Annotated in this window: 20 protein-coding genes; 18 read left to right on the top strand and 2 right to left on the bottom strand. The window is 58.4% G+C overall.

Annotated elements, in window-relative coordinates:
* The first annotated feature begins 52 nt into the window (after window positions 1-52).
* From asd to HUJ17_RS08980, 17 genes are all read left to right on the top strand, one after another.
* Window positions 53-1,165 (top strand): aspartate-semialdehyde dehydrogenase, encoded by a 1,113-nt coding sequence (gene asd / locus HUJ17_RS09060; RefSeq protein WP_290510385.1) that lies wholly within the window; start codon window positions 53-55, stop codon window positions 1,163-1,165.
* A 125-nt stretch (window positions 1,166-1,290) separates the two neighbouring features.
* Window positions 1,291-2,304 carry an aspartate-semialdehyde dehydrogenase gene (locus HUJ17_RS09055; RefSeq protein WP_290510384.1) on the top strand — a complete coding sequence of 338 codons (1,014 nt, stop codon included), beginning with the start codon at window positions 1,291-1,293 and terminating at the stop codon, window positions 2,302-2,304.
* Between the two features lie 206 nt (window positions 2,305-2,510).
* Window positions 2,511-5,621 carry a FimV/HubP family polar landmark protein gene (locus HUJ17_RS09050; RefSeq protein ID WP_290510383.1) on the top strand — a complete coding sequence of 1,037 codons (3,111 nt, stop codon included), beginning with the start codon at window positions 2,511-2,513 and terminating at the stop codon, window positions 5,619-5,621.
* Between the two features lie 68 nt (window positions 5,622-5,689).
* A complete protein-coding gene (gene truA / locus HUJ17_RS09045; protein WP_290510382.1) occupies window positions 5,690-6,493 on the top strand; it encodes a tRNA pseudouridine(38-40) synthase TruA in 804 nt (267 codons plus the stop codon).
* Between the two features lie 85 nt (window positions 6,494-6,578).
* Entirely contained in the window at window positions 6,579-7,235 is a 657-nt protein-coding gene (locus HUJ17_RS09040; protein ID WP_290510381.1) for a phosphoribosylanthranilate isomerase, read from the top strand.
* Window positions 7,228-8,439 carry a tryptophan synthase subunit beta gene (gene trpB / locus HUJ17_RS09035; protein WP_290510380.1) on the top strand — a complete coding sequence of 404 codons (1,212 nt, stop codon included), beginning with the start codon at window positions 7,228-7,230 and terminating at the stop codon, window positions 8,437-8,439. Before HUJ17_RS09040 ends, trpB begins: the two co-directional genes overlap by 8 nt.
* Window positions 8,440-8,448: 9 nt before the next feature.
* Window positions 8,449-9,252, top strand: coding sequence for a tryptophan synthase subunit alpha (trpA, locus tag HUJ17_RS09030; protein ID WP_290510379.1), 804 nt, complete (start codon window positions 8,449-8,451; stop codon window positions 9,250-9,252).
* 12 nt (window positions 9,253-9,264) lie between these two features.
* Window positions 9,265-10,146 (top strand): acetyl-CoA carboxylase, carboxyltransferase subunit beta, encoded by an 882-nt coding sequence (accD, locus tag HUJ17_RS09025; protein WP_290510378.1) that lies wholly within the window; start codon window positions 9,265-9,267, stop codon window positions 10,144-10,146.
* Complete coding sequence (locus HUJ17_RS09020) at window positions 10,139-11,380, top strand: folylpolyglutamate synthase/dihydrofolate synthase family protein (protein ID WP_290510377.1); 1,242 nt, start codon at window positions 10,139-10,141, stop codon at window positions 11,378-11,380. Before accD ends, HUJ17_RS09020 begins: the two co-directional genes overlap by 8 nt.
* Window positions 11,373-11,987 carry an SPOR domain-containing protein gene (locus tag HUJ17_RS09015; protein ID WP_290510376.1) on the top strand — a complete coding sequence of 205 codons (615 nt, stop codon included), beginning with the start codon at window positions 11,373-11,375 and terminating at the stop codon, window positions 11,985-11,987. Before HUJ17_RS09020 ends, HUJ17_RS09015 begins: the two co-directional genes overlap by 8 nt.
* Window positions 11,988-12,135: 148 nt before the next feature.
* Window positions 12,136-12,621 (top strand): CvpA family protein, encoded by a 486-nt coding sequence (locus HUJ17_RS09010; protein WP_290510375.1) that lies wholly within the window; start codon window positions 12,136-12,138, stop codon window positions 12,619-12,621.
* Window positions 12,622-12,687: 66 nt separating this feature from the next.
* Window positions 12,688-14,211: an amidophosphoribosyltransferase gene (purF, locus tag HUJ17_RS09005; protein WP_290510374.1), complete on the top strand. Its 1,524-nt coding sequence runs from the start codon at window positions 12,688-12,690 to the stop codon at window positions 14,209-14,211.
* A 30-nt stretch (window positions 14,212-14,241) separates the two neighbouring features.
* The gene (locus tag HUJ17_RS09000) at window positions 14,242-15,453 is read left to right on the top strand and encodes an O-succinylhomoserine sulfhydrylase (RefSeq protein ID WP_290510373.1); all 1,212 of its coding nucleotides are present in this window, start codon (window positions 14,242-14,244) and stop codon (window positions 15,451-15,453) included.
* Between the two features lie 92 nt (window positions 15,454-15,545).
* Window positions 15,546-16,457 (top strand): MoxR family ATPase, encoded by a 912-nt coding sequence (locus tag HUJ17_RS08995; RefSeq protein WP_290510372.1) that lies wholly within the window; start codon window positions 15,546-15,548, stop codon window positions 16,455-16,457.
* A 3-nt stretch (window positions 16,458-16,460) separates the two neighbouring features.
* A complete protein-coding gene (locus HUJ17_RS08990; protein WP_290510371.1) occupies window positions 16,461-17,417 on the top strand; it encodes a DUF58 domain-containing protein in 957 nt (318 codons plus the stop codon).
* 8 nt (window positions 17,418-17,425) lie between these two features.
* Window positions 17,426-19,468: a DUF3488 and transglutaminase-like domain-containing protein gene (locus HUJ17_RS08985; protein ID WP_290510370.1), complete on the top strand. Its 2,043-nt coding sequence runs from the start codon at window positions 17,426-17,428 to the stop codon at window positions 19,466-19,468.
* Window positions 19,469-19,536: 68 nt separating this feature from the next.
* Window positions 19,537-20,271, top strand: a complete 735-nt coding sequence (locus HUJ17_RS08980) for an iron-containing redox enzyme family protein (protein WP_290510369.1) — start codon at window positions 19,537-19,539, stop codon at window positions 20,269-20,271.
* Between the two features lie 105 nt (window positions 20,272-20,376).
* Here the strand turns inward: HUJ17_RS08980 and HUJ17_RS08975 are convergent, their stop codons facing one another.
* Window positions 20,377-20,943, bottom strand: a complete 567-nt coding sequence (locus HUJ17_RS08975) for a hypothetical protein (protein WP_290510368.1) — start codon at window positions 20,941-20,943, stop codon at window positions 20,377-20,379.
* Between the two features lie 143 nt (window positions 20,944-21,086).
* Here HUJ17_RS08975 and hrpB point away from each other — a divergent pair, with 143 nt between their 5' ends.
* A complete protein-coding gene (gene hrpB, locus HUJ17_RS08970; RefSeq protein WP_290510367.1) occupies window positions 21,087-23,531 on the top strand; it encodes an ATP-dependent helicase HrpB in 2,445 nt (814 codons plus the stop codon).
* 246 nt (window positions 23,532-23,777) lie between these two features.
* Here the strand turns inward: hrpB and HUJ17_RS08965 are convergent.
* A partial coding sequence (locus HUJ17_RS08965) for an aconitase family protein (RefSeq protein WP_290510366.1) occupies window positions 23,778-24,985 on the bottom strand: 1,208 nt, incomplete at its 5' end.

Genomic DNA, 24,985 nt, shown 5'->3' with positions numbered 1-24,985 from the left:
ACCCGTTTATTCACAGATAGAAAGGGCAATCCTTTCAGGAGACTGTTTTCCAATGAAGAAAGTCGGTTTTGTCGGCTGGCGTGGCATGGTGGGTTCCGTTCTTATGGAACGCATGATTGCCGAAAATGATTTTGCAGATATCGAACCGGTCTTTTTCTCGACCTCCCAGGTCGGACAGGCGGGCCCCGATGTGGGCAAGGATATTCCTGCCCTGGGCGATGCCAAGAGCATTGATGAGCTGAAAAGCCTGGATGTGATCGTGACCTGTCAGGGTGGCGATTACACCAATGAGGTGTATCCCAAACTGCGTGAAGCTGGCTGGGACGGTTACTGGATTGATGCCGCTTCTGCGCTGCGTATGGCGGACAACAGCGTTATCGTGCTGGACCCGGTCAACCGCAATGTGATCGACAGTGCCCTGGATAAGGGTGTGAAAGATTATGTGGGTGGCAACTGCACCGTCAGCCTGATGCTGATGGCCCTGGGTGGCCTGTTCAATGAGGGTTTGGTCGAATGGGCGAGTGCCCAGACTTACCAGGCGGCATCCGGTGCCGGTGCCCAGAACATGCGCGAGCTGATCGCCCAGATGGGCAAGATTCATGGCGATGTAGCGGACAAGCTGGCTGACCCGGCCAGTGCGATTCTGGACATTGATAGCCAGGTAGCCGCGACGATGCGCAGCAGCGATCTGCCCACGGACCATTTCGGTCATTCCCTGGCAGGCTCTCTGCTGCCCTGGATCGACAAGGAAATGGAAAACGGTCAGAGCAAGGAAGAGTGGAAGGCCCAGGCAGAAACCAACAAGATCCTGGGTCGAGGCGCGGATCCCATTGCTCTGGATGGCACCTGTGTGCGTATCGGCGCCATGCGTTGTCACGCCCAGGCTCTGACAGTGAAGCTCACCCGCGATGTGCCGCTGGATGAAATCTACGACATCATCGGCAAGGCCAATGACTGGGTAAAAGTGGTGCCCAACGAGAAAGAGGCTACTCTGCGGGATCTCACCCCCACAGCGGTAACCGGCACCTTGAGCATCCCGGTGGGTCGTCTGCGCAAGCTCAACATGGGCGGCGAGTACCTGAATGCCTTTACTGTGGGCGACCAGCTGTTGTGGGGCGCGGCGGAGCCGCTGCGTCGCATGCTGCGCATCCTTATGGAGCGCTAAAAAGCAGTTAAAAGTTGAAAGTGGGAAAAGCGCGGGCAGGGCCTAAGTTATATCAAGGCCGTGCCCGCGTTTGTATTTGTGGGGGATAATTGTCGCCCCTGCAGCATCGTTCTTGCGAGGTTTCTATGCGCGCTATCAATCTTGCCATTGTCGGTGCTACCGGGCTGGTCGGTGAGGCTATTATCAAGTTGCTTGCAGATCGTCAGTTTCCGGTAGGCGACCTCTTTGTGCTGGCGTCAGAGAATGGAGCCGGCGGCAAGGTGTCCTTTGCCGGCAAGTCGTTGACCGTCAAAAAAGCTGAAGACTTCGACTTCTCCCAGGTGGAGGTGGCGTTGTTTGCTGCCGGTGCCACGGTCAGCCAGCATCTTGCACCCATTGCCGCGGAGGCCGGGGCAGTGGCGGTGGACCTGTCGCCGGCGTTTCGTTACGAATCCGATGTGCCGTTGCTGGTCGCCGACGTCAATGATGACCTGCTTGCCCAGGCCCGGGAAAACAACCTGGTTGCCTGTGCTGATGCTGCCACCGTGCAGCTGGTGCGGGCACTCAAGCCCCTGGCCGATCTGGCTCCTCTGCAGGAAGTGTTGGTGACCCAGTTTCAGGCCGTATCAGCCACCGGAAGAAGCGGGGTGGATCAACTGGCCCAACAGAGCGTGCGTTTGCTCAACGGCTTGTCCCCCAGCGAGGCTGCCCAGGCCCAGATTGCCTTTAATGTGCTGCCGGTGAGCGGACAGGTCCAGGAAAACGGCTTCACTAGCGAAGAACTCAAGTTGATGCTGGAAACCCGTCGGGTTCTGGCCGACCAGCCTGTGTCGGTACAGGTCACCACGGTGCGGGTGCCGGTCTTCTATGGCCACGGGCAGAGTGTGTCGGTTCGTAGCATTCAGCCCCTGGCAATGGCTCAGGCCCTGAGCGTTTGGGAGGGGCAGAGCGACCTGGAAGTGCTGGAAAATGATGACCCTCAGGCCATGTCACCGGTGGCTTCGGTGGAAGGGGAGCCCCGCCTGCGGATTTGCCGAACTCGGGAAGACATGGAAGGCAGCGGCGGTTTGAGCTATTTTAGCGTCGCTGACAATGTCCGTTGGGGGGCCGCTTTGAATGCGGTGAAGGTGGTCGAGAAGTTGCTAAAAGACTATCTGTAATGGATACTTACTGACATTATGTGACGCGGTTTCTAGGTTTTGACCCCTGCCTGGGGCAGAATGTGTGATCAGCGTCATAGGACTGCTTGCCGCCTCGGGTTCGTCCGGTAGCGCCCGCGGGATCGGGCTGAGCGCGGGAAACATAATAAATAAAGGGTTCGACCATGCTTCGAAAACTTGGGTTTGGCTTAACCGCACTGGTCATCATGTCACCAGGCGTTGCGGCGGCTTTAGGGGTTGGGGAATACGAGCTGAATTCCTACCTTAACCAACCCCTGGATATGGAAATTTCTCTGCATGAGGTCGGCGATCTGACCGCAGAGGAAATCCTCGTGAATCTGGCGTCGCAGGCCGAATTTGACGCAGCCGGGGTGGATCGCTCCTATTTTCTCAACCGCATGGATTTCGCGGTTGAGCTCCAGGCCGGTGATAAAGCGTTGTTGCATATCACCACGGATCAGCCGGTTCGCGAACCCTATCTGAATTTTCTGGTGGAATTTCTCTGGCCCACCGGTCGCTTGATGCGTGAGTACACGGTGTTGCTGGATCCCCCCAGCTATGCTGACAGCGCCGCTACCACTGCGCCAACCATTAGCCGGGTCCCGCAACCGGTTAGTCGCAGTGAGCAGGAACCTCAATCCGCTCCGAGTGGTCCTGCCGCGCAACCACCGACGCAAGCAACGTCACCGGAATCCAGCAGCCCGGCTACGGTTAGTGGCCAACCGGTGGCCGACACAGGCCAGCGCAACACTTATACGGTGAAGGCGTCCGACACCATGTGGCGTATCGCCCTGGATAATCGCCCGGCAGAAAGTGTGTCTGTGCAGCAGATGCTGGTCGCTATCCAGACCATGAATTCTGATGCCTTTATCAACAATAACGTCAATCTGGTTAGGGAAGGCACGGTGCTTCGTATCCCTAACGAACAGGAAGTGCGCAATATCTCCACCCGCAGTGCCATCGTGGAAGTGGCTGACCAGAATCGGAAATGGCGCGAGATGCTGGAGGCCCGTGGTATTCAGGCACCTCAGCAACGCGCACAGCTGGATGGCAGTCGTCAGGTCGCCGACAGCGACGACAATGAGTCGGGGCCGACCACCGGCCAGGTGAAACTGGTTTCTCCGGAATCTACTGCCGGTGTGGATGATGGTGACAGCACTGGCTCAGCTCGTGACGGCAGCGCTAATACCGCCGTGCTTGAGAATGAGTTGGCGATTCGTGACGAAAACCTGGACCGTCTTGACCGCGAAAACTCTGAGCTGAAATCCCGCCTTGATGATCTGGAGGCGCAGACCCGCACCAGCGAGCAACTGCTGAAACTGCGTAACGATCAGATTGCCCAGTTGCAGGAAGAGCTCCGAAAGCTGCGCGAAGATCAGGGTGTCGCCGTGGAAGGTGATGACCCGTTGATGGATGAGCCGACCGAATCTGAAGTGACAGCCTTGGATGATGGCTCTGCTGGCGGTGACGTTGATATGGCGGCTGCCGATCAGGAATCCACTGAACCCAAGCAGGGCGCCGACTCTGACGCCACAGCCGATGCCAATGCGTCTGAGACAGCAACGGATACGGATGTCGCCGGCGATGCTGCCGAGGGCGTAGAGAGCACTGAGTCCTCTGAACAGCTGGAAGGCGCCGATGTCGTGGCTGCTGATGGGGAAGCTGAGGTTGAAAAAACGCCGGAGGTGGCCAAGCCCAAGCCGGTTGCGCCTGCACAGCCTCCTGCCCAACAGCAGGGCGGCATTGTCGATCTCTTGCTGGATAACCTGATGTATATCGGCCTGGCGCTGATTGCCATTCTGGTGTTGCTCTTCCTGCTGCTGCGCGGCAAGAAGAAAGATGATGCTGATGAAGAGGCTAGTGGTGCTCTGTTTGAAGACCTGAATGATGAAGGCCAGGATGAATTCGGGCTCAATCTCGATGATGATGATGTCGCTGCAGGCGCAGTGAGTGAGCAGGATGACGAAGCCGAAGTGCCGGAGCAGGGCAGCAGCCAGGATCCGCTGGAGGACGTAGAAGTCTATGTGGCCTATGGTCGCTACCCGCAGGCGGTTGACTTCCTGCGCAACGAGATCAACAAGCATCCCCAGCGAGCCGATCTGAAAGTCCGTTTGCTGGAGCTGCTCAAGGAAATGAATGACGATGCTGCTTTCCGGCAGCAGACCAGCATTTTTGCCGGTACCTCCCCTGAGGTGGATCAAGCCATCGCTCGTCTGGGAGGTAGTGTGCCTTCACAGGCCTCAGACCGCGATGATGATGCGTTGTCCCTGGATGATCTTGAAATGGGGCTCTCTTCCGATCTGGGTGACGATGTGCCCACCATGCAGGCGGATGAGCCGGAAGCAGAAGCATTCTCCATTGCCTCAAGTGATCAGGAAAAAGAGGAGCAGGGCGACCAGCTGGCCGATTTCGATTTCGAGCTGGATGCTGATGAGGATAGCGACAGTGAAGATCACACCCTGATGCTGGATCCTTCCGGGGATACGGCCTCGCTGGATGATGATTTCAGCCTGGATTTTGAGGACGACAGCAAGACCCAAGCTGAGCAGGAAACGCCTCTGTCAGACGCCGACAAGAAGTCTCTGGGTGCCAGCCCGGTGCTGGAATTTGACGATGTCAGCTCTTCGTCCATCGGCGATGATACCGAATACGGTGATCTGAACCTGGATGATATGAGTCTCGAGTTCGATGAGTCTGGCGACAGCGAAGACAGCAAGGAAGAACTGGATCTTTCCCTGGATGATCTGGACCTGGACGGAGACTCTGGTAACAGTACGGATGACACCCTGACGGACCTGGACCTGGAACTGGATGCGGCGGAGAAATCCCTGGCCGGTTCTGCGGACACTGACGACAAGGATGATCTTGCCGATCTGGATCTGGAGATGCCCGCTGATGAGCCGACCCCGGCGTCCGAGCAGGCCACTTCTCTGGAAGATCTGCTGGGTGACGATGACCTGCAGCTGGACGATCAGGACGACAGTTTGTCTCTGGATGAAGAGCCGGTTCAGGAAGCGTCACCGTCCGAAGCGCCGATTCCTGAGCCTGAACCGGAAGCCCCGGCTGCTGCCGCTGAGCCGGTAGACGATATTGAGCCGTCTCCTGCACCCCAGACAGACAGCGACGTGTTGGGAGACGAGGATGATTTCGACTTCCTCGGAGAGACCGACGAAAACGCCACCAAGCTGGATCTGGCCAAGGCCTATATCGACATGGGGGACACGGAAGGTGCCCGCGATATCCTCAACGAGGTGATTTCCGAAGGTAGCGACCAACAGCAGGCGGAAGCTCGTGAGCTGATGGGGCAGGTTGGCTGATCGTCCTGCGCTAGGAAAAAAGGGGGCGATGCCTTAAGGTATCGCCCCCTTTTTGTTTTGGTGGAACCATGGCCCGCATCGCCCTGGGAATTGAATACGACGGTACCGACTTTCGCGGCTGGCAGACCCAGCAGGCCGGTGTCAGAACCGTGCAGGAATGTCTTGAAAAGGCGTTGTCGAAAGTGGCTGATCACCCGGTGGCGGTGGTCTGTGCCGGTCGCACCGATGCGGGCGTGCACGGCACTGGTCAGGTGGTGCATTTTGACTCTGATTCACCCCGGGAGATGAAAAGCTGGATCATGGGAGGCAATACCAATCTGCCGCGGGATGTGACCGTGCGCTGGGCCACTCCAGTGAGTGAGGAATTCCATGCCCGTTTTTCTGCGGTCAGTCGTCGTTATCGTTACGTGATCTACAATCACTCGCGCCCGCCGGCCCTGTTCCGAAATCAGGTGACCTGGAATTACCGGCCGCTGAATCTGGATGCTATGCGTGAAGCAGCTTCCTGTCTGGTCGGCAGTCATGATTTCACCGCTTATCGTAGTGTGCATTGTCAGGCGAAGTCACCGCACAAGACGCTACACAGCCTGAAACTGTACGAATATGGCAAGGTGATCGTTCTGGAAGCCCATGCTAACGCCTTCTTGATGCATATGGTGCGTAATATAGCGGGTGTGCTGATGACTATCGGGGCTGGGAAGCGGCCAGCACGCTGGGCTAGAGAGGTGCTTGAATCGAAGGATCGCCGCAAGGGGGCAGCAACAGCACCACCATTTGGCCTCTATCTCGTGGATATCGAATACCCGGATCATTTCGATCTACCCAGAGAGCCGCTTGGCCCCCTGTGGTTGCCGCATTCCCTTGAGGCATAATGAACATCGGGCAGTGGTGAATGGTTTATTGCTAATGCCCCGAAACATCCCTAATTCGCCGGGCTTTTGATACACTGGAGAACCCATGGCCATACCCCGGGTCAAAATCTGTGGCATCACCCGCATCGAGGATGGACTGGCGGCAGCAAGCGCCGGTGCTGATGCCATTGGTCTGGTGTTTTACGAGCCCAGCCCCCGTTACGTTACGGTCGCCCGGGCGGCGGCAATCTGTGCCAGCCTCCCCCCGTTCGTGACTACTGTCGGTTTGTTCGTGAATGCGTCACAAGCTGCCATCGACCATGTGCTGGCCCAGGTGCCGCTGGATCTGCTGCAGTTTCATGGTGATGAATCCGCACAGTTCTGTACCCGCTTTTCGCGCCCTTGGATCAAGGCGGTGCGAATGAAAGACGATGTGGATCTGTATCGCTGCTCGGAGCAATACCGGGAGGCGGCAGGGTTGCTGGTAGATAGCTATGTACCTGGTGTGCCAGGTGGCACCGGGGAAACGTTTAACTGGGGCAGATTGCCAAAAGATCTGCCTCTTCCCGTGGTACTGGCCGGTGGCCTGCACCCGGGTAATGTGGCCGATGCCGTGGCACAGGTGCGGCCATGGGCGGTGGATGTCAGCGGCGGTGTTGAGCAGAAGACTGTTCAGGGCGGCCGCAGCGGTGGGATCAAGGATCACTCCGCCATCCGCGCCTTTATCAAAAGTGCGAAAATACGAGGAGTAGCTGGTGTCTGAACGCCCTGATTTTTCTGCTTTTCCTGACGCCCGAGGCCATTTTGGCCAGTTCGGCGGCTGTTTTGTTTCCGAGACCCTGATGGGGGCTCTGGATGATCTGGCCGCCATGTATGAGCGTCTTAAGGATGATCCGCAATTCCGTGCGGATTTCGACTACGATCTGGCCCACTATGTTGGCCGCCCGTCTCCGCTGTATCTGGCGGAGCGATGGTCGAAGCAGCTTGGCGGGGCACAGATCTGGCTCAAGCGTGAGGACCTGAATCACACGGGTGCCCACAAGGTGAACAACACCATCGGTCAGGCTCTGCTTGCCAAGCATATGGGCAAGCCGCGGGTGATTGCTGAAACCGGGGCAGGGCAGCACGGTGTGGCAACTGCCACCGTGGCAGCCCGGCTGGGGCTCAAGTGCCAGGTCTACATGGGGGCCGAGGATGTGGAGCGGCAAAAGCTCAACGTTTACCGCATGAAGCTGCTGGGCGCCGAGGTGATTCCGGTCACGTCCGGCTCGAAAACCCTGAAAGATGCCATGAATGAGGCCATGCGTGACTGGGTCACCAATGTGGATGACACTTTCTACATCATCGGCACCGTGGCAGGTCCGCATCCGTATCCGCTACTGGTGCGCGATTTCCAGTGCGTGATCGGTCGTGAAGCCCGTGAGCAGAGCCTGAAGCAGGCCGGCAAACTGCCGGATGCACTGGTCGCGTGTGTGGGGGGGGGCTCCAACGCCATTGGCCTTTTCCATCCCTTCCTCAATGACGATGACGTGGCCATGTACGGTGTGGAAGCCGCCGGTGACGGCATTGCAACTGGACGTCATGCGGCACCGCTGAGCGCCGGGCGCCCGGGTGTGCTGCACGGTAACCGTACTTACCTGATGGAAGACGATAACGGCCAGATCATCGAAACCCATTCCGTGTCCGCCGGCCTGGATTATCCAGGCGTCGGCCCGGAACACGCCTGGTTGAAAGATCTGGGTCGGGTTAACTATGTGTCCGCGGATGACAAAGAGGCCCTCTCGGCGTTCCGTGAGCTGACCCGGGTAGAGGGAATCATGCCGGCTCTGGAGTCGGCCCATGCGCTGGCCTACGCGCGCAAACTGGCTCCGACCATGTCACCGGATCAGAATATTGTTGTGAATCTGTCCGGTCGTGGGGATAAGGACATTCTGACTGTCGCCGCCATCGATGGCATTGAATTTTAAGGAGCAGTAATGCGTCGTATAGAAAGCTGTTTTCAGCGGCTGGCCGAGCAGAAACGCAAGGCCCTGATACCCTTTGTCACCGCCGGCGATCCTAGCAAGAAAGTGACGGTGCCACTGATGCACGCCATGGTAGAAGCCGGTGCCGACATCATTGAGCTGGGCGTACCTTTCTCGGATCCCATGGCCGATGGTCCGGTGATTCAGAAGGCCTGTGAACGGGCCCTGGCCCATGGCACCTCCACCCATGATGTACTGGCCATGGTCAAGGAGTTCCGCGAGCGCGATACCCGGACCCCGGTGGTACTGATGGGCTATCTGAACCCGGTGGAAGCGCTTGGCTACGAAAGCTTTGCGAAGGCTGCCTCACAGGCCGGCGTGGATGGCATTCTGCTGGTGGACCTGCCGCCGGAAGAAGCGCTGGAAATCAAACCGGTGATGGATACCCACGAGCTGGACATGATTTTCCTGGTGGCGCCGACCACTTCGGATGCCCGTATCAAGCTGATTGGTAAGGCCGGTTCCGGCTACCTGTATTACGTCTCCCTGAAAGGGGTGACCGGCTCCGCATCACTGAATGTGGATGAGGTGGCCGGCCGGGTTGAAACAATTCGCAACCTTGCCCAATTGCCCATTGGTGTAGGCTTTGGTATCAAAGACGCTGAATCTGCGCAGGCGGTGAGCCGGGTGTCCGATGGTGTGGTCGTCGGCAGTGCCCTGGTGAACCAGATCGCTGCCAATCCGGATAACCCGGAGGCCATCAACACGGCCATCAGCGACATACTGGCCGCCATGCGCAAGGCTATGGATCACTAACGGGACCTTTGCATGAGCAACAGCAACTGGCTGGAGAAAATCCTGCCTGCAGTACGTCGCCCCCAGGAAAACCGGCGTAACAATATTCCTGAGGGGCTGTGGCGTAAGTGCCCACGCTGCGACGGGGTGGTGTACCGGCCCGAACTGGACCGCAACATGGATGTTTGCCCGAAGTGTGAACATCACTTGCGTATCAATGCCCGGCGGCGGCTCAAGTTGTTTCTGGACGAAGGGGCACAGACGGAAATCGGTACGGAACTGGCACCGGTAGACCGTCTCAAGTTCAAGGACTCCAAGAAATACAAGGACCGTCTGGTTGCTGCCCAGAAAGCCACTGAAGAAAACGACGCGCTGATTGCCCTGAAAGGCACATTGCACGGAGAGCCTCTGGTGGCCTGTGCCTTCGAATTTAACTTCATGGGCGGCTCCATGGGCTCCGTGGTCGGCGAGCGTTTTGTTCGTGCCGTGGATGTGTGTCTTGAGCAAAAGTTGCCGCTGGTGTGTTTTTCCGCCAGTGGTGGGGCGCGCATGCAGGAAGCCCTGTTTTCCCTGATGCAGATGGCCAAGACCAGCGCGGCGCTTGAAAAGATGCGTCAGGCGGGCCTGCCGTTTATCTCCGTACTTACCGATCCGGTTTACGGCGGCGTTTCCGCATCCCTCGCCATGCTCGGAGATGTGAATGTGGCCGAACCCAACGCGCTGATCGGCTTTGCCGGGCCCCGGGTGATCGAACAGACCGTGCGGCAGAAATTGCCGGAAGGGTTCCAGCGCAGCGAATTCCTGCTGGATCACGGTGCCATCGACATGATCGTAGCCCGCCATGATATGCGCGATACCCTGCATCGCCTGCTGGCGAACATGATGGGCTGGCCCCTACAGACTGTTGATGACTGAAGACTCTGCCGCTTCCGCTCTGGCCGCCTGGCTGGAGCGGATCGAGGCCATGCACCCCACCGAAATCGAACTGGGCCTGGAGCGTATTCGCCAGGTAGCCCACCGCCTTGGGGTGGATACAATGCCGGTACCGGTAATCACCGTGGCCGGCACTAATGGCAAAGGTTCCACCCTGCGCCTTATGCAGGCCCTGGCTGAGCGCCATGGCCGTCGAGTCTGTCTTTACACCTCTCCTCATCTGCATCGCTTCAATGAGCGTGTCCGCCTGCCCGATGGGCTGGCTTCGGACCAGCAGCTCTGTGATGCGTTTGCACAGGTGGAGCAGGCTCGCCTGGACATTTCCCTGACCTACTTCGAGTTCAGTACCCTGGCGGCCCTGTGGTTGTTCCGACAAAGCGGGGCGGACTTGGTGCTGCTGGAAGTGGGGCTTGGGGGCCGGCTTGATGCGGTGAATATCGTCGACCCGGATGTGGCTGTTGTCACCTCGGTGGGGCTTGATCATCAGGACTGGCTGGGCGAGACCCGCGAGGCCATTGCCGGCGAAAAGTGCGGCATTGCCCGCCCCGGCAGGCCGCTGGTCTTCGGTGAGGCGGACTGGCCGGAAAACCTGCCGGCCCTGGCAAAACAGTATGCGGCGGAGCCAGTCTTTGCCGGCCGTGATTTCTGCCTCGATCAGCAGGGCTTAACGCTCGCTGATGGGCGGGAGCTGGCCTTTCCCGGCAAGGTAACCTTGGGCCGGGATAACTTGGCGACCGCCTGTCAGGCGCTCATCCTGGCCGGAGTTCGGGTTGATGCCCAGGACTGTGCGGCAGTGGCGGATGTAACCCTGTTCGGGCGTTGCGAGTTCCTACAGTTGCAGGGGCGTGCCTGCTGGTTTGACGTGGGCCACAACCTGCCGGCGGTGACCCGCTTTCTGCAGCTGTTGCCCTCCTGTGAGGGTCAGCGGCACCTGGTGTTCGGGATGATGGCGGACAAGCCCATTGATGAGGTGGTGGCGTTATTTGCCGGTCAGCCAGTGAACTGGCATCTGGCTGCGCCGGCCATGGCACGGGCGGCATCGCCCGCCAGGCTGGCGGCTGCTTTGCCGTCGCAGGCATCCTGTCGCCAGTATGGCAGTGTCGCCGAGGCACTGCAGGGCGCCCTTGATGCTGCACAGCGTGACGATCAGGTGCTAATCTTCGGGTCTTTCTATACCGTTGCAGAAGCAAGAGTCAGTGGAGAGCAAGGTGGATAAACGAACCCGCCAGCGCATTATCGGCATTGTCTTGTTGTTGGTTCTGGCCGCCGTGCTGGCGCCCTTTGTGTTCCGGTCACCGGAACAGATTCGCAATGCGCTGGATATGCAAATACCGGATCAGCCGGAGATGACGGCGGTGAATGTGGAACCGGTAGTATCTGAAAAGATGGAAAACGCGGCGGCGGAACGTATCCAGTCTGAGCGCCAGGAGGTCCAGGAGACCGCAGAAGAGCAGCTGCAAACCGAGGCGGGCAGTACCGAGAAGTCTGCGGGGGTTGCCCGTGAAGACAGCGAGAGCGAGCCGCTGGTCGACGATGCCCCGGTACCGCCCCCGGTGGCTCCGGATGACGGGCCTGTTCTGGCCGGTTTTGTGGTCCAGGTGGGCAGTTATTCCAGCGCTGATAATGCGGCCGGCGTTGTGGACAAGCTGAAAGCCGCCGGATATCGGGCCTATAGTGAAACCGATAGTCACCAGGGCAAGGTCGTTCATCGTGTCATGGTGGGGCCGGAAATCCACAAGAAGGATGCCGAGCGAACCCGCCAGCAGCTGGCGGATGACAGCCGTTTCGGCTTCAAGGGGCTGGTGCGGATCTACGCGCCCTGATTGCCACCATCCACTGGCTGTATCCATGGGCAAGTGGTTCGGCCTCTGTTAAACTTCGCACCCTGAATTTCCCGGGTGGCTTGCGGCTGACAAGGGCTGCAAATCACCTCGGGACAAGCGTTTATCCGCCGGCGAGAGCACGCTTTACATGAATCTGGCAGACGCCATCATTCTGATCGTCATCGCAATTTCTGCTTTGCTGAGCGTGCGCCGAGGCTTCACTCGCGAAGCCTTTTCGTTGCTCACCTGGGTGGCGGCCTTTATTATCGCGCGCCTGTTCAGTCCGGCCCTGGATCTTCTTCTTCAGGATCAGATCGCTACTCCCAGTCTCCGTGCCGCCGTTGCTTTCGGCCTGCTGTTTGTTTTGACGCTGGTGGTCGGCGCCCTCATTAACCATCTGCTTGGTGAGCTGATCCGTGTCACCGGGCTGAGCAGTACCGATCGATTGCTGGGCATGGTCTTCGGCGCTCTGCGCGGGGTGCTGCTGATGGTCGTGCTGGTAGCCCTGGGGCGGCATCTGTTTGGTGCCGACCCATGGTGGCAAGAATCCACTCTGGTTCCGCATCTGGTCATGATGGAAGCGTGGACCCGGGACATGGGTGAGAAGCTACTCGCCCTGGTCATGAACGTATAAGCAACGAGGGACTGTAAGCATCTTCATATTGAAGGTGTTAACAGGCCCTAACGAGAGGAAAGTACCATGTGCGGCATTGTGGGCATTGTCGGCCATAGCTATGTGAACCAGGGTATCTATGATGCGCTGACAGTCCTTCAGCATCGGGGGCAGGATGCAGCCGGTATCGTTACCTGTGATGGAGACCGTCTCTACCTTCGCAAGGACAATGGCATGGTGCGCGATGTGTTTCGCACCCGCCATATGCGCCGCTTGGTGGGCAACATGGGGATTGGCCATGTACGTTATCCCACCGCGGGCAGCTCCAGCTCGGCGGAAGCCCAGCCGTTTTATGTAAATTCCCCCTACGGCATCACCCTGGCCCACAACGGTAACCTCACTAATGCCGAGGAACTGGCCGAGCATATTTTCCGGGCAGACCTGCGCCATATCAATACTACCTCTGATTCCGAGGTGCTGTTGAATGTGTTCGCCCACGAACTGCAGAGCCTTGGCAAGTTGCAGCCGGAACCGGACGATATCTTTGATGCCGTTGCTGCGGTGCACAAGCGGGTGGAAGGGGCTTATGCGGTGGTGGCCATGATTACCGGTTATGGCATCCTGGCGTTCCGTGACCCCCACGGTATTCGCCCGGTCTGTTTCGGTCGCAAGGACACCCCGGACGGGCCCGAGTACATGGTGGCTTCCGAATCCGTGGCATTGTCTTCTCTGGGCTTTCATATTGAACGTGATCTGGAACCGGGCGAAGCCATCTATATCACCGCCGAAGGGGAGATGCACACCCGCCAATGTGCCGAAAATCCCAGCCTGCACCCGTGCATTTTCGAACAGGTATACCTGGCACGTCCGGATTCAATCATCGACGGTATTTCGGTGTACAAGGCGCGGTTGCGCATGGGCGAGAAACTGGCAGAAAAAGTGGAACGTGAATGGCCGGATCACGATATCGACGTGGTGATTCCTATTCCTGATACCAGCCGTACCTCGGCTCTGCAGATGGCCAACCATCTGGGCGTCAAATATCGCGAAGGCTTCATCAAGAATCGCTATATCGGCCGTACCTTCATCATGCCGGGCCAGCAGCAGCGCAAGAAATCCGTTCGCCAGAAACTCAATGCTATTGAGCTGGAGTTCAAGGGGAAGAATGTCCTGCTGGTGGATGACTCCATTGTGCGTGGAACGACATGCAACGAGATTATCCAGATGGCGCGTGAAGCAGGTGCCAGTAAAGTGTATTTCGCTTCTGCGGCTCCAGCGGTGCAATATCCCAATGTCTATGGCATCGATATGCCGGCAGCGCAGGAGCTGATTGCCCATGGGCGTACTACCGAAGAAATTGGCAAACTGATCGGTGCTGACAAGTTGATTTACCAAGACCTGGAAGATCTGGTGGAGACTTGCAAGGAAGGTAATCCCGGGGTGGAGTCCTTTGACTGTTCCGTGTTCAATGGAACGTATCTGGCGGGCAATATCACACCAGAGTATCTGGCAAGTCTCGAAGCACGTCGCAATGACATGGCCAAGGGCAGCAATGAAAAAACCCAGGCATTGGCAGATAACGAGATTATCGATTTGCACAACACCAACTGAGCACGACCCAAAGGAAAATTGAGGCTATTAATGAACGATCTGGATCCGACACAACTTGATGTGGAAACCCTGGCTATCCGCACTGCACAGTTGCGTACGGACGAGATGGCTCACTCGGATCCGATTTTCCTGACGTCCAGTTTTGTCTATGAAAGTGCGGCCCAGGCTGCGGCTCGTTTCGGGGGGCAGGAGCCGGGTAATATTTATTCCCGTTTCACCAACCCCACCGTGCGCGCTTTTGAGCAACGCCTTGCCGCCCTGGAAGGGGGCGAGGCCTGTGTGGCTTTTGCCTCCGGCATGGCCGCCATCAGTGGCACCTTCTTTTCCCTGCTGGCACCGGGCGATCACATAGTCAGTTCCCGCAGCGTGTTCGGCACCACCAATGTGGTGTTTGACAAATACCTGGCCAAGTTCGGTATCGAGACCTCGCTGGTGGATCTGAGCGACCTGAAGGACTGGGAAGCGGCAATCCGACCGGAAACCCGGATCCTGTATCTGGAAACGCCCTCCAATCCGCTATCGGAAATCGGCGATATCCGTGCCCTGGCCAAACTGGCCCACGACAATGGCGCCTTGCTGGTGGTGGACAATTGCTTCTGCACCCCGGCCCTGCAGAAACCCCTGGAGCTGGGAGCAGATATCATTATTCACAGCGCCACCAAATATCTGGACGGGCAGGGGCGTTGTCTTGGTGGTGCGGTAGTCGGGCCGAAGGCGGAAATGGAAGAAGTGCTGGGCTTTGTCCGCTCCGCCGGCGCCTGCATGAGCCCTTTTAACGCCTGGGTCTTCCTGAAGGGCCTGGAGACACTGAAGCTGCGTATGGAAGCCCAGAGTGCCCGCACCCAGGAGCTGGCCGAGTGGCTGGAAAGCCAGCCAGGCATTGTACGGGTGCACTATGCCGGTCTGAAGAATCACCCCCAACATGCATTGGCCGGTAAACAGCAGTCCGGTTATGGTGCTGTCATGTCCATTGAAGTGGAAGATGCCGCAGGCTGCAGGGATCGGCAGGCAGCCTGGCGCTTTATTGATGCCACCCGGCTGATTTCCATTACCGCTAATCTGGGAGATGTTAAAACGACGATCACGCACCCGGCCTCAACAACTCATGGGCGTGTGAAAGAGGAAGAAAAACAGCGGGCCGGAGTCACCGAAAATCTGATTCGTCTTGCTATTGGCCTGGAATCGGTCAATGACCTCAAGACGGATTTGAGCCGGGGATTGCAGGCGATCGCCAGCGCATAACAATAAGCGCCTGGCGCTTGCTGGCTGACCCCTCGCAAAAGAAGGCGGCATCTCACCGATAGCGCCCGGTCAATACAGAATCAAGGGGAATCATGCAGGCACTGGATAAAGCCCTGGCCCAGGTGGGCCGCGTGGTACTGGGCAAAGAAGAACAATTGAAGCTCGCGCTTACCTGCATGCTGGCCAATGGCCATCTGCTTATCGAAGACCTGCCTGGCATGGGGAAAACCACGCTTGCTCATGCTTTGGCCCGGGTGTTCAAGCTTGAGTACCGGCGGGTGCAGTTCACCAGTGATATGTTGCCGGCGGATATTCTCGGCGTCTCCGTATTCGATCCCAACACACAGCAGTTTTCCCTTCGTGAAGGGCCGGTTTTCACCCAGTTACTGCTGGCCGATGAAATCAATCGGGCCACACCGAAAACGCAGAGTGCGCTGCTTGAAGCCATGGAAGAGCGACAGGTGACCCTGGACGGCGTGACCCGTCCCTTGCCGCAACCCTTCTTTGTTGTTGCCACCCAGAACCCGGTGGATCAGGCGGGAACCTTCGTATTGCCTGAATCGCAGCTTGATCGTTTTCTGATGCGGATTTCCCTGGGCTACCCGGCCCCTGAAGTTGAGCTGCAGCTATTGGCTGGTGGCGACCTGCGTGAGCAGGTTCGTGAGCTGCAGTCAGTGATTAATAGTGAAGGGTTGATCAAGTTGTCACGGGTGGTGGGTAAAGTCCGCGCCAGCCATGAGTTGCTGGACTATGTTCAGCGTTTGCTGGATACCACCCGTTCCGATGACCGTTTCGTCGCTGGGCTGTCTCCCCGAGCCGGCCTGGGCTTGCTCAAGGCAGCCCGGGCCTGGGCCCTGGTCAGTGGCAGGGATTATGTATTGCCGGAAGATGTGCAGGCGGTATGGCCATCCGTGGCGGAGCACCGTCTGAGTGCCCGTCAGGGGGGGAGTGTGGCGGCCATTACCCAGTCCCTGCTGCAGTCCGTGCCAGTCATACGTCGCTAATCCATGCAGCTGCCGGCGCCGATACGGGACCTTTATGAACGCTGGCTGGCCCGGCGCTTGCCTCCGGCCAGGCAGATCGTGCTGGATCGGCGGCGCATATTTATTTTGCCCACCGGTTACGGTTTCTTTTATCTGTTGGTGGCCGCACTGCTTTTCATCGGCGGTATCAATTACGAAAACAATCTGATTCTGGCCTTGTCCTTCCTGCTCGCCAGCTTGTTCATGGTGGCGATTCTGCATACCTTCCGGAATCTGTTTGCCCTGGGCATGCGTAACGGCGATAGCGAATCCGGTTTTGCGGGAGAGGAAGGCGCGTTGGAACTCGTATTGTTTGCCCAGCGACGAGATCACCATTGCGTCTGGTTCCGCTGGCGTGGTCAGGACGGCCAGCAGATCAGTATCCGCAGAGGTGAAGAAGAAAGCCTGTGGCTGAATCTGCCACTGACAGAACGAGGGAGGGTGGCGGCACCTCGCCTCAAGGTGGAAAGCCGCTTTCCGCTGGGGTTGTTACGCACCTGGTCCTATGTATCGCTGGACCACTATTGTCTGGCCTGGCCACGGCCGGAGGAAAGTCTGGATTGCCCGGCAGATGGCGGCAAGGAAAATCAGCAGGCGTTCAGCAGTGGCCAGCCAGGCAATGACGAATTCCAGGGGCTGCGCAGCTACACTCCTGGGGACTCCCTGCGCCGGGTAGACTGGAAAGGTTACGCACGGGGTCGCGGCTTGAATATCAAGCAGTTCGAGGAACCGGTGGGCGGCCGTTTATGGTTGCGCTGGGATCGTTTGCAGGGCCTTGGCGAGGAGCAGCGACTTTCCATACTGTGCTACTGGGTTTTGCAACTGGACCAGCAGCGCCAGCCCTATGGTCTGGAGTTGCCGGGCCTGACGTTGGCGCCGGATACCGGTGATGTGCATCGGTGGCGGCTGCTGGATGCTCTGGCCAGCTATCCGGATTACTGAGGTTTTCCATGGCGCGCATTTATCAGGTCCCGTCTCATACCAGACTCTGGCTAGCCCTGGCAGTGGTGCTGTGTTCCATCCCCCAACTGGTCAAAGGGCCTCTCTGGCAGGCCGGGTTGCTGGTGCTGGTGATCCTGATCCGCTGGCTGGTGGATCAGCAGCGCCTTACTCTGCCCGGCCGCATAGTGCGTACGCTGCTATTGATTGGCGCTGTGGGGCTGACCTTTTACAGCTTTGGCAGATTGTACGGGCCGGAAGCGGGCGTTGCCTTGCTGGTCAGCCTGTTTGCTCTCAAGTATCTGGAAGTGGTGCAGCAGCGTGATGCCTATGTGGTAATTGTGCTGGGGTATTTCGTATGCGCCACGGCACTGTTGTTTTCCCAGACACCGGGCATGTTCCTCTATGTGGTCCTGTGCATGACGGTCCTGACTACCTGTCTGGTGGGGATCAATCACAGTGACACCCGGGCCAGCGGCTTGCTGCATGGCAAGCGGGCGATGGTCATGACTTTGCAGGCTATTCCCCTGATGGTGGTGTTGTTCCTTTTGGTGCCACGGGTGGCACCACTGTGGAATATGCAAGTGGGGGAAGACAAGGCCCGCACTGGTATGAGCGACAGTATGTCACCGGGCCAGATCAGTGAACTGTCGGAATCTGCGGAGCTGGCCTTCCGGGTAGACTTTCAGGGAGACATTCCGCCTCGGCCACAGCGTTACTGGCGGGGGCTGACGTTGAGCCACTACGACGGACGCACCTGGCAGCAGGCAGTGCCCCAGGGACAGGCGGAGTCAGAATACCTGTACCGGAGAGGGAATCAAAAACCGGTTTGGTACCAGCAGCTCGAGAGCCGTCGAGCCGCGGAGCAACAACGGTATCGCTACCAGATCATTGCCGAACCGACCCAGCGCCGTTGGCTGTTCAGCCTGGCCGTTCCTTTCCCACTGGATGAAGGCATGGCGCTGGCCAAGGATATGCGGCTGGTGGCTGACCAGCCGGTGTCGCAGCGGTTTGCCTATCGTGTGGAAAGCGTGCCTGCAGCCACTGACGCTATCAGCCTTGACGGGCAGGAGCGACAACTGATGCTGTCGTTACCGCAGGAGTCAGGAAGGAAAGCCAGAGGGCTCGCGCAGCAATGGCAGCTGGAAAGCCATTCAGCACGTGAAATTGCCCAGCGAGCGTTGCGTCATTTCCGTGAGCAACCTTTTCATTACACCCTGAGGCCACCCAGGCTCACCGCGGATCCAGTGGATGATTTCCTTTTTCGGACCCGGCGTGGATTCTGTGAGCACTATGCCTCCAGCTTTACCTTCCTGATGCGCGCGGCCGGGGTGCCGGCCAGGGTCGTGGTGGGCTACCAAGGAGGCGAGCAGAATCAACTGGGTACCCATTTGCTGGTGCGACAGTACGATGCCCATGCCTGGAGCGAGATCTGGCTTGAAGGGCAGGGATGGACCCGTGTGGACCCTACCGGCGCGGTAGCGCCTGAGCGCATCGAGCTTGGGCTAAGGGAGGCCCTTGAGAACAGTGAAGACGGCAGAGATGTGCTGGATGATCTGGGGCTCCGCCGTTTCTCGGATGGGGGGCTATTTGCGAAAGTCAGTCAGTGGGTGGATTACGTGGATTTCCGCTGGCAAACCTGGGTGCTGGGGTACGATAGCGCCTTTCAGTCCGCATTTCTGGAAGATCTGCTCGGCGTTGTTTCACCAGTCCGCATTGCCATTGCGCTGATCGTTGCTGTCGCCATGTTGATGGGGCTCTATGCCCTGTTTCTACTTTGGAGGACCGGCAATGCGAGGCTGACGCTGATGGAGCGTGAATACTGGCGATTGCATCAGCGTGCCAGTGAACGGGGGCGGCCACTGGCGGTGGGACTGACCCCCATGCAGTTGAGTGACGCAATCAGCGAGCAGTGGCCTCAGGCGGCGGTTGCTGCGGAGAATTGGGCAAAATACTATCAGAAGCTCCACTATGATCCTGTTTCAGCGCCGGACAAGCGACAAAGGCGTCATTTACGAAGCCTGAGAAATCGCTTATACAAATTATTGGACTAGTGTGCTATCTGTAGGTCATGGTCGCCAAGCCATGAGCTGCAACAACCGGTTGTTATGGAGAACGACAAATGCGCGCCGCAAATTACAAGAAAGGTCTCGAACTCACCGACCACAGCCCCTGGGCCCAGGCCTTCTGGGACGATCTGGTACCGTTGAAAAACCGGGTGGTGGAGCATCCGGTGTTTGTGGAAATGGGAGCCGGAACCCTCAGCTTGCCGCGTTTTCGCAGTGCCCTGTTGAATTTCTATCCCCTGGTGGAAAACTTTCCCAAGTATATGGGGTTGAACCTGGCCAAGACCCAGCCGGGCCGCTATCCCGGTCACGAAGAGAGCAAGAACTGGCTGATCAGCAACATCAAGGTCGAACAGCGCCATGCCTACTGGTACCAGGACTGGGCCATGGGCTTTGGAATTACCCTGGAAGAACTGGAGTTTGTTACGCCGCCGCCAGCCATGGATGCGGTGAACCATTACCTCTGGCACATGGGGCGCCAGGCCAGCCTGGAGGAGGGCCTTGCCGCCACCAATCTGGCCATTGAATGGGCTACTGGCGAATGGAGCCAGAGTGTGGTCAAGGGTATGCAGGCCTATCAGGAAAACGGGGTGGCCACCATTAATCGTCATTCCATGGCCTGGCTACGGGCCCACGCCTCCTACGACGACGCCCACCCCCACGAAGCCATGGAGCTCATCAAGCTTACCTGTGTCAATCAGGAAAGCCGGACAAGAGCCTTCGCCGCAGCAGTCAAAGGGCTGGAATACTATGTCCTGGCACTGGACCACTGCTACGCTCAGTCGGACTGAATAGACCTGATTACGTCTGCACATCCGGGAAAGCCTTCTATCGTGTTTGGTGGTTCTTCCCGCCCCGGGTTGTTTTCGCTGTTAACTATTAACTGTTCACTGCCTTTACATATACACCTTCAGCTTTTCGCGGATGACCCGCTGGATTGCCTTGACCTCCATGGGCGAGCGGTCAGACAGCTTGGATGGCTGGATCCGGTGCAAGTGAAGCGAGGGTGAGTCTTTGCGAAAGGCCCGAAGGTCCCCCTTGGTGATCACAGGAAGGAAGGGCACTTCCTCAGTTTCCTTTTTCATCAGTGCCCAGAGGCCCACTTTCAGGGGCACCGGCTTAATAACCTTTTCGTTATTCTTGAGTAGCCGCAGAGTCAGAAAGAGTCCTTCTTTGTTGAAAAACTCGCCGGGCAAAATATGCATGCCGGTAGGGTGTACGCTATGGTTCCCGATATTGTTAAACGTATCGTGGTAGGCATAGGGGTTGGGCAGAATGACCAGCGAGCGCTCATCATCCGGCGGTATGGAAATATCGTAGTTGGTATAGAGCTGCTCCACCGGCGCACTGTATACGCACAGCGTTTCCTGAAACTGCTTGATGAAATTGACGGCTCGTTGGTGGTTGTCAAAATCATTCAGTTTCCAGATGAGGTGCTCAGGAATCCCCAAGTCGTTCAGCATATATCACTATATAGAGTAGTTATTAATTATTAGTCGATAATGGGCAGAATATAGCATAGGCACCCCTCCCCACCAGCGGTATTGGCCGATCAACATGACCAGAAGTGACCGTCGTCACGGCGCCTGAGCAATGGACGTAAAAAATGCAGAACGAATTTCCCGTCGATGAGGTGGTGGAACCTCTCCTTGATGCCTTGCAACAAGCCGGCTGTGCCATTCTGGAAGCCCCGCCAGGAGCAGGGAAATCCACCCGTGTGCCGCTGTGTCTGCTGAATCGTTCCGGAACCGGCCAGGGTCGCATTCTGATGCTGGAGCCACGACGGGTGGCGGCCCGTTCCGTGGCCACCTTCATGGCAGCCCAGCTTGGCGAGCCGGTGGGGCAAACCGTTGGTTACCGGACTCGAACCGATACCCGGGTCAGTACCGCCACCCGTCTGGAAGTGGTCACCGAAGGGGTTTTGACCCGTATGGCGTTGAGTGACCCGGAGTTGCAGGGCATCAGTCTGGTGATCTTTGACGAGTTCCATGAACGCTCCCTGAATGCGGATCTGGGGCTGGCCCTGGTCAGGGAAATCCGTGAGGCATTCCGTCCCGATCTGGGGCTGCTGGTGATGTCTGCCACCCTGGACTGCGGGCCCCTGGTTGCCATGCTGGATGCTCCGGTGATGCGCAGCGAAGGGCGCAGCTTTCCAGTCAACGTTATTTATCGCCCGCCAGCCCCTCGTCAGGACTGGCGGGATCACTGTGTCCAGCAGGTGTGTTCTGTCGCGGAGGAGGCGCAGGTAATACTGGTGTTTCTTCCTGGCCGGGCGGATATCCGCCGCGTGGCCCGAGGCCTGTCTGAATCCGGACTCAGCCTGCCGGTTAGTGAATTGCATGGTGGCCTGCCGCTGGCGCAGCAACAGCAAGTGCTGGAGGCGGCCAAAAACGGCGGTTCTTTGATCGTGCTGACTACCAACGTGGCGGAAACCAGCCTGACCATAGAAGGGGTGACCCATGTCATTGATAGTGGTCTGGCCAGGGAGCCGGCCTATGATCCGGCTCGTCACCGCAGCCGCTTGGTCACACGAAGGATCAGTGAGGCCAGCGCTCGTCAGCGCAGCGGGCGGGCAGGGCGGCTGGGGCCCGGTTGCTGCCTGCGCCTATGGTCTGAATCCGAGGTGATGGCCAGCCATCAGAAGCCGGAAATAGCCAGAGTCGCTCTGGATCAACTGGTGCTGGATCTGGCCCGTTGGGGCTGCCGGGAGCCCGGGCAAATGCACTGGCTGGATGCACCTCCAGCGCCGGCTTGGCAGAGCGCGGTGGCTCGACTCCGTGATGGCGGCGCCCTTGATGCGCAAGGCGGGCTAACGGAGCATGGCGCGGCGATCGCACAGCTGGGTGTTGAGCCGGCCCTGGCGATGTTGATATTGGCAGGCAGAGAGCAGGGGCTGCCTGTGGCTGCAGCCCGGGTCGCTGCCTTGTTGTCCGAACGGGATATCCTCAATGGTCAGGGGGTGGATTTGCGCAGCCGCCTGCAGGCGCTGGAAGCCAACCCGGAGCGTCACAGGCCGCTATTGGCTGAAGCTCAACGACTCCTGGCAGGCAAGCCCGGCGATAGCAGCGATTGGCGTCAGAACCTGGGTGAGTTGCTGGCCCGGGTCTACCCACGCCAGTTGGCTTGCCTGCGCCAGGCGCAGGGCAACCGCTACCAGATGATGGACGGCCCCGGAGTACAACTGCCACCGGGGGATAGCCTGTCCGGTACACAATGGCTGCTGATTCTGGACACGGACGGTCAGCCCCGCGATGCCCGCATCCGATTAGCCATGCCGCTGGAAGAAGCGGATCTGCAATCGGTCGTGGCACAGCAGGCGCAGTGGCACGAACGGATCGGCTGGGATCGTGAGCGTCAGCGGGTGACTGGCTGGCGCCAGCGCCGCTTGGGCGCCATTGTCCTGCAGAGTCAGCCCATGGCATCGCTGACCGCAGAGCAACAAACCTGGGGGCTGCTGGAAGGATTACGTGCGGATGGGTTGGGCTTATTGCCCTGGTCTGAGGATTGTCGGCAATGGCAGGCCAGGGTGACAACCCTGGCGGCGCTGGATGAAAGCGACTGGCCGGATGTGAGTAATGAGGGCTTGCTGGGAAATCTGGACAGCTGGTTGGCACCGTTTCTTGCCGGTATGCGTACTCTTCAGGATCTGAAACGGGTGCCACTAAGTGATGCGCTCAACCTGTTGTTAACACCTGAACAGCGCACATGTCTGCAACGGGATATGCCGGAAACCATCACTATTCCCACCGGGCGGCGGGTTCGACTGGATTACACCGGAGACACGGTGGTGCTGGCCGTCAAGCTGCAGGAATTGTTTGGCCTCACTCGTCTGCCAGTCATTGCCGGGGGAAAATTGACCATCAGTGCCCATCTTCTGACACCGGCAGGGCGGCCGGCGGCCATTACCGATAATCTGGAGCGATTCTGGCGGGAAAACTACCAGGCGGTGCGCAAGGACTTGAGAGGCCGCTATCCCAAGCACCCCTGGCCGGAAGATCCACTGGCGGCACAGGCTACCGTGCTGACCAAGCGCCGACTGAATGGCGGTTAGCAGAGACCTGACAAGACCGTTCGGCTTTGCTGCTGCCTGTCCGGATAGTTGTGGGAAGCGATGCTTGCATCGCGAAGACGCTGGCAGTGAAGTTATTATAACGATGTAAGCCGCTGCTTTCTTGAAGGTCATGGCTGAAGTAGTGAAGGATTTCCGAAAATCTGCGCTGAACCTTTTGCTTCCTGCAAAACCAAAAACGCCCGGCAAGTGCCGGGCGTTTTTGGTTCGCGAAGCGATCAGTCAATCTTAGACAGATTGAGCAACCGGAATCTTCACGGTATCAGCCACGTCCTGGTATTCGGCCATCTGGTCGAAATTCAGGTAGCGGTAGATCTCGGAGGACATGGAATCGATGGTGTTCGCGTATTCCATATACTCTTCGGTGGTCGGCAGCTTGCCGAGGATGGAGGCCACAGACGCCAGCTCAGCTGATGCCAGGTAAACATCCGCACCCTGACCCAGACGGTTCGGGAAGTTACGGGTAGAGGTGGATACCGCAGTGGACTTGGGCGCGATGCGGGCCTGGTTACCCATGCACAGGGAGCAGCCCGGCATCTCGGTACGCGCACCGGCGCTGCCGAAGATGTTGTAGTAGCCTTCTTCGGTGAGCTGGTGCTGATCCATCTTGGTCGGCGGAGCAATCCACAGACGGGTCGGCATGGTACCGCTTTCCACTTTCTGCAGCAGCTTGCCGGCCGCGCGGAAGTGACCGATGTTGGTCATGCAGGAACCGATGAACACTTCGTCGATCTTGGCGCCAGCCACGTCGGACAGGGTCTTGGCATCATCCGGATCGTTCGGGCAGCACAGTACCGGCTCCTTGATCTGGTCCATGTCGATTTCGATGACGGTGTGGTACTCGGCATCGGCGTCGGCACGCATCAGGCTCGGATTGGCCAGCCATTCTTCCATGCCGTTGATGCGACGCTCAATGGTACGGGCATCGCCGTAACCGTTGGCAATCATCCACTTGAGCATGGTGATGTTGGACTTCAGGTACTCGGTCACGCTGTCTTCGGACAGGGTGATGGTACAGCCGGCAGCAGAACGCTCGGCGGAAGCATCAGACAGTTCGAATGCCTGCTCGACAGTCAGATCGTCCAGACCTTCAATTTCCAGTACGCGACCGGAGAAAACGTTGACCTTGCCGGCTTTGGCAACGGTCAGGTGGCCGTCTTTGATTGCCTGCAGCGGAATCGCGTGTACCAGGTCACGCAGGGTGATGCCCGGCTGACGCTTGCCCTTGAAGCGAACCAGTACGGATTCCGGCATATCCAGCGGCATCACACCGGTGGCAGCAGCAAAGGCAACCAGACCGGAACCGGCCGGGAAGGAAATGCCCATGGGGAAACGGGTGTGGGAGTCACCACCGGTACCCACGGTGTCAGGCAGCAGCATACGGTTCAGCCAGGAGTGGATGATGCCGTCGCCCGGACGCAGGGAGACACCGCCAC

It is taken from the genome of Alcanivorax sp. (assembly GCF_014762765.1).
Classification (GTDB): domain Bacteria; phylum Pseudomonadota; class Gammaproteobacteria; order Pseudomonadales; family Alcanivoracaceae; genus Alcanivorax.
This window is presented reverse-complemented; position numbering and strand designations above follow the sequence as displayed.

Coding starts and splice junctions, on each gene's coding strand:
- asd (WP_290510385.1), top strand. CDS start 53: ATGAAGAAAGTCGGTTTTGTCGGCTGGCGTGGCATGGTGGGTTCCGTT.
- HUJ17_RS09055 (WP_290510384.1), top strand. CDS start 1,291: ATGCGCGCTATCAATCTTGCCATTGTCGGTGCTACCGGGCTGGTCGGT.
- HUJ17_RS09050 (WP_290510383.1), top strand. CDS start 2,511: ATGTCACCAGGCGTTGCGGCGGCTTTAGGGGTTGGGGAATACGAGCTG.
- truA (WP_290510382.1), top strand. CDS start 5,690: ATGGCCCGCATCGCCCTGGGAATTGAATACGACGGTACCGACTTTCGC.
- HUJ17_RS09040 (WP_290510381.1), top strand. CDS start 6,579: ATGGCCATACCCCGGGTCAAAATCTGTGGCATCACCCGCATCGAGGAT.
- trpA (WP_290510379.1), top strand. CDS start 8,449: ATGCGTCGTATAGAAAGCTGTTTTCAGCGGCTGGCCGAGCAGAAACGC.
- accD (WP_290510378.1), top strand. CDS start 9,265: ATGAGCAACAGCAACTGGCTGGAGAAAATCCTGCCTGCAGTACGTCGC.
- HUJ17_RS09020 (WP_290510377.1), top strand. CDS start 10,139: ATGACTGAAGACTCTGCCGCTTCCGCTCTGGCCGCCTGGCTGGAGCGG.
- HUJ17_RS09010 (WP_290510375.1), top strand. CDS start 12,136: ATGAATCTGGCAGACGCCATCATTCTGATCGTCATCGCAATTTCTGCT.
- purF (WP_290510374.1), top strand. CDS start 12,688: ATGTGCGGCATTGTGGGCATTGTCGGCCATAGCTATGTGAACCAGGGT.
- HUJ17_RS09000 (WP_290510373.1), top strand. CDS start 14,242: ATGAACGATCTGGATCCGACACAACTTGATGTGGAAACCCTGGCTATC.
- HUJ17_RS08995 (WP_290510372.1), top strand. CDS start 15,546: ATGCAGGCACTGGATAAAGCCCTGGCCCAGGTGGGCCGCGTGGTACTG.
- HUJ17_RS08990 (WP_290510371.1), top strand. CDS start 16,461: ATGCAGCTGCCGGCGCCGATACGGGACCTTTATGAACGCTGGCTGGCC.
- HUJ17_RS08985 (WP_290510370.1), top strand. CDS start 17,426: ATGGCGCGCATTTATCAGGTCCCGTCTCATACCAGACTCTGGCTAGCC.
- HUJ17_RS08980 (WP_290510369.1), top strand. CDS start 19,537: ATGCGCGCCGCAAATTACAAGAAAGGTCTCGAACTCACCGACCACAGC.
- HUJ17_RS08975 (WP_290510368.1), bottom strand. CDS start 20,943: ATGCTGAACGACTTGGGGATTCCTGAGCACCTCATCTGGAAACTGAAT.
- hrpB (WP_290510367.1), top strand. CDS start 21,087: ATGCAGAACGAATTTCCCGTCGATGAGGTGGTGGAACCTCTCCTTGAT.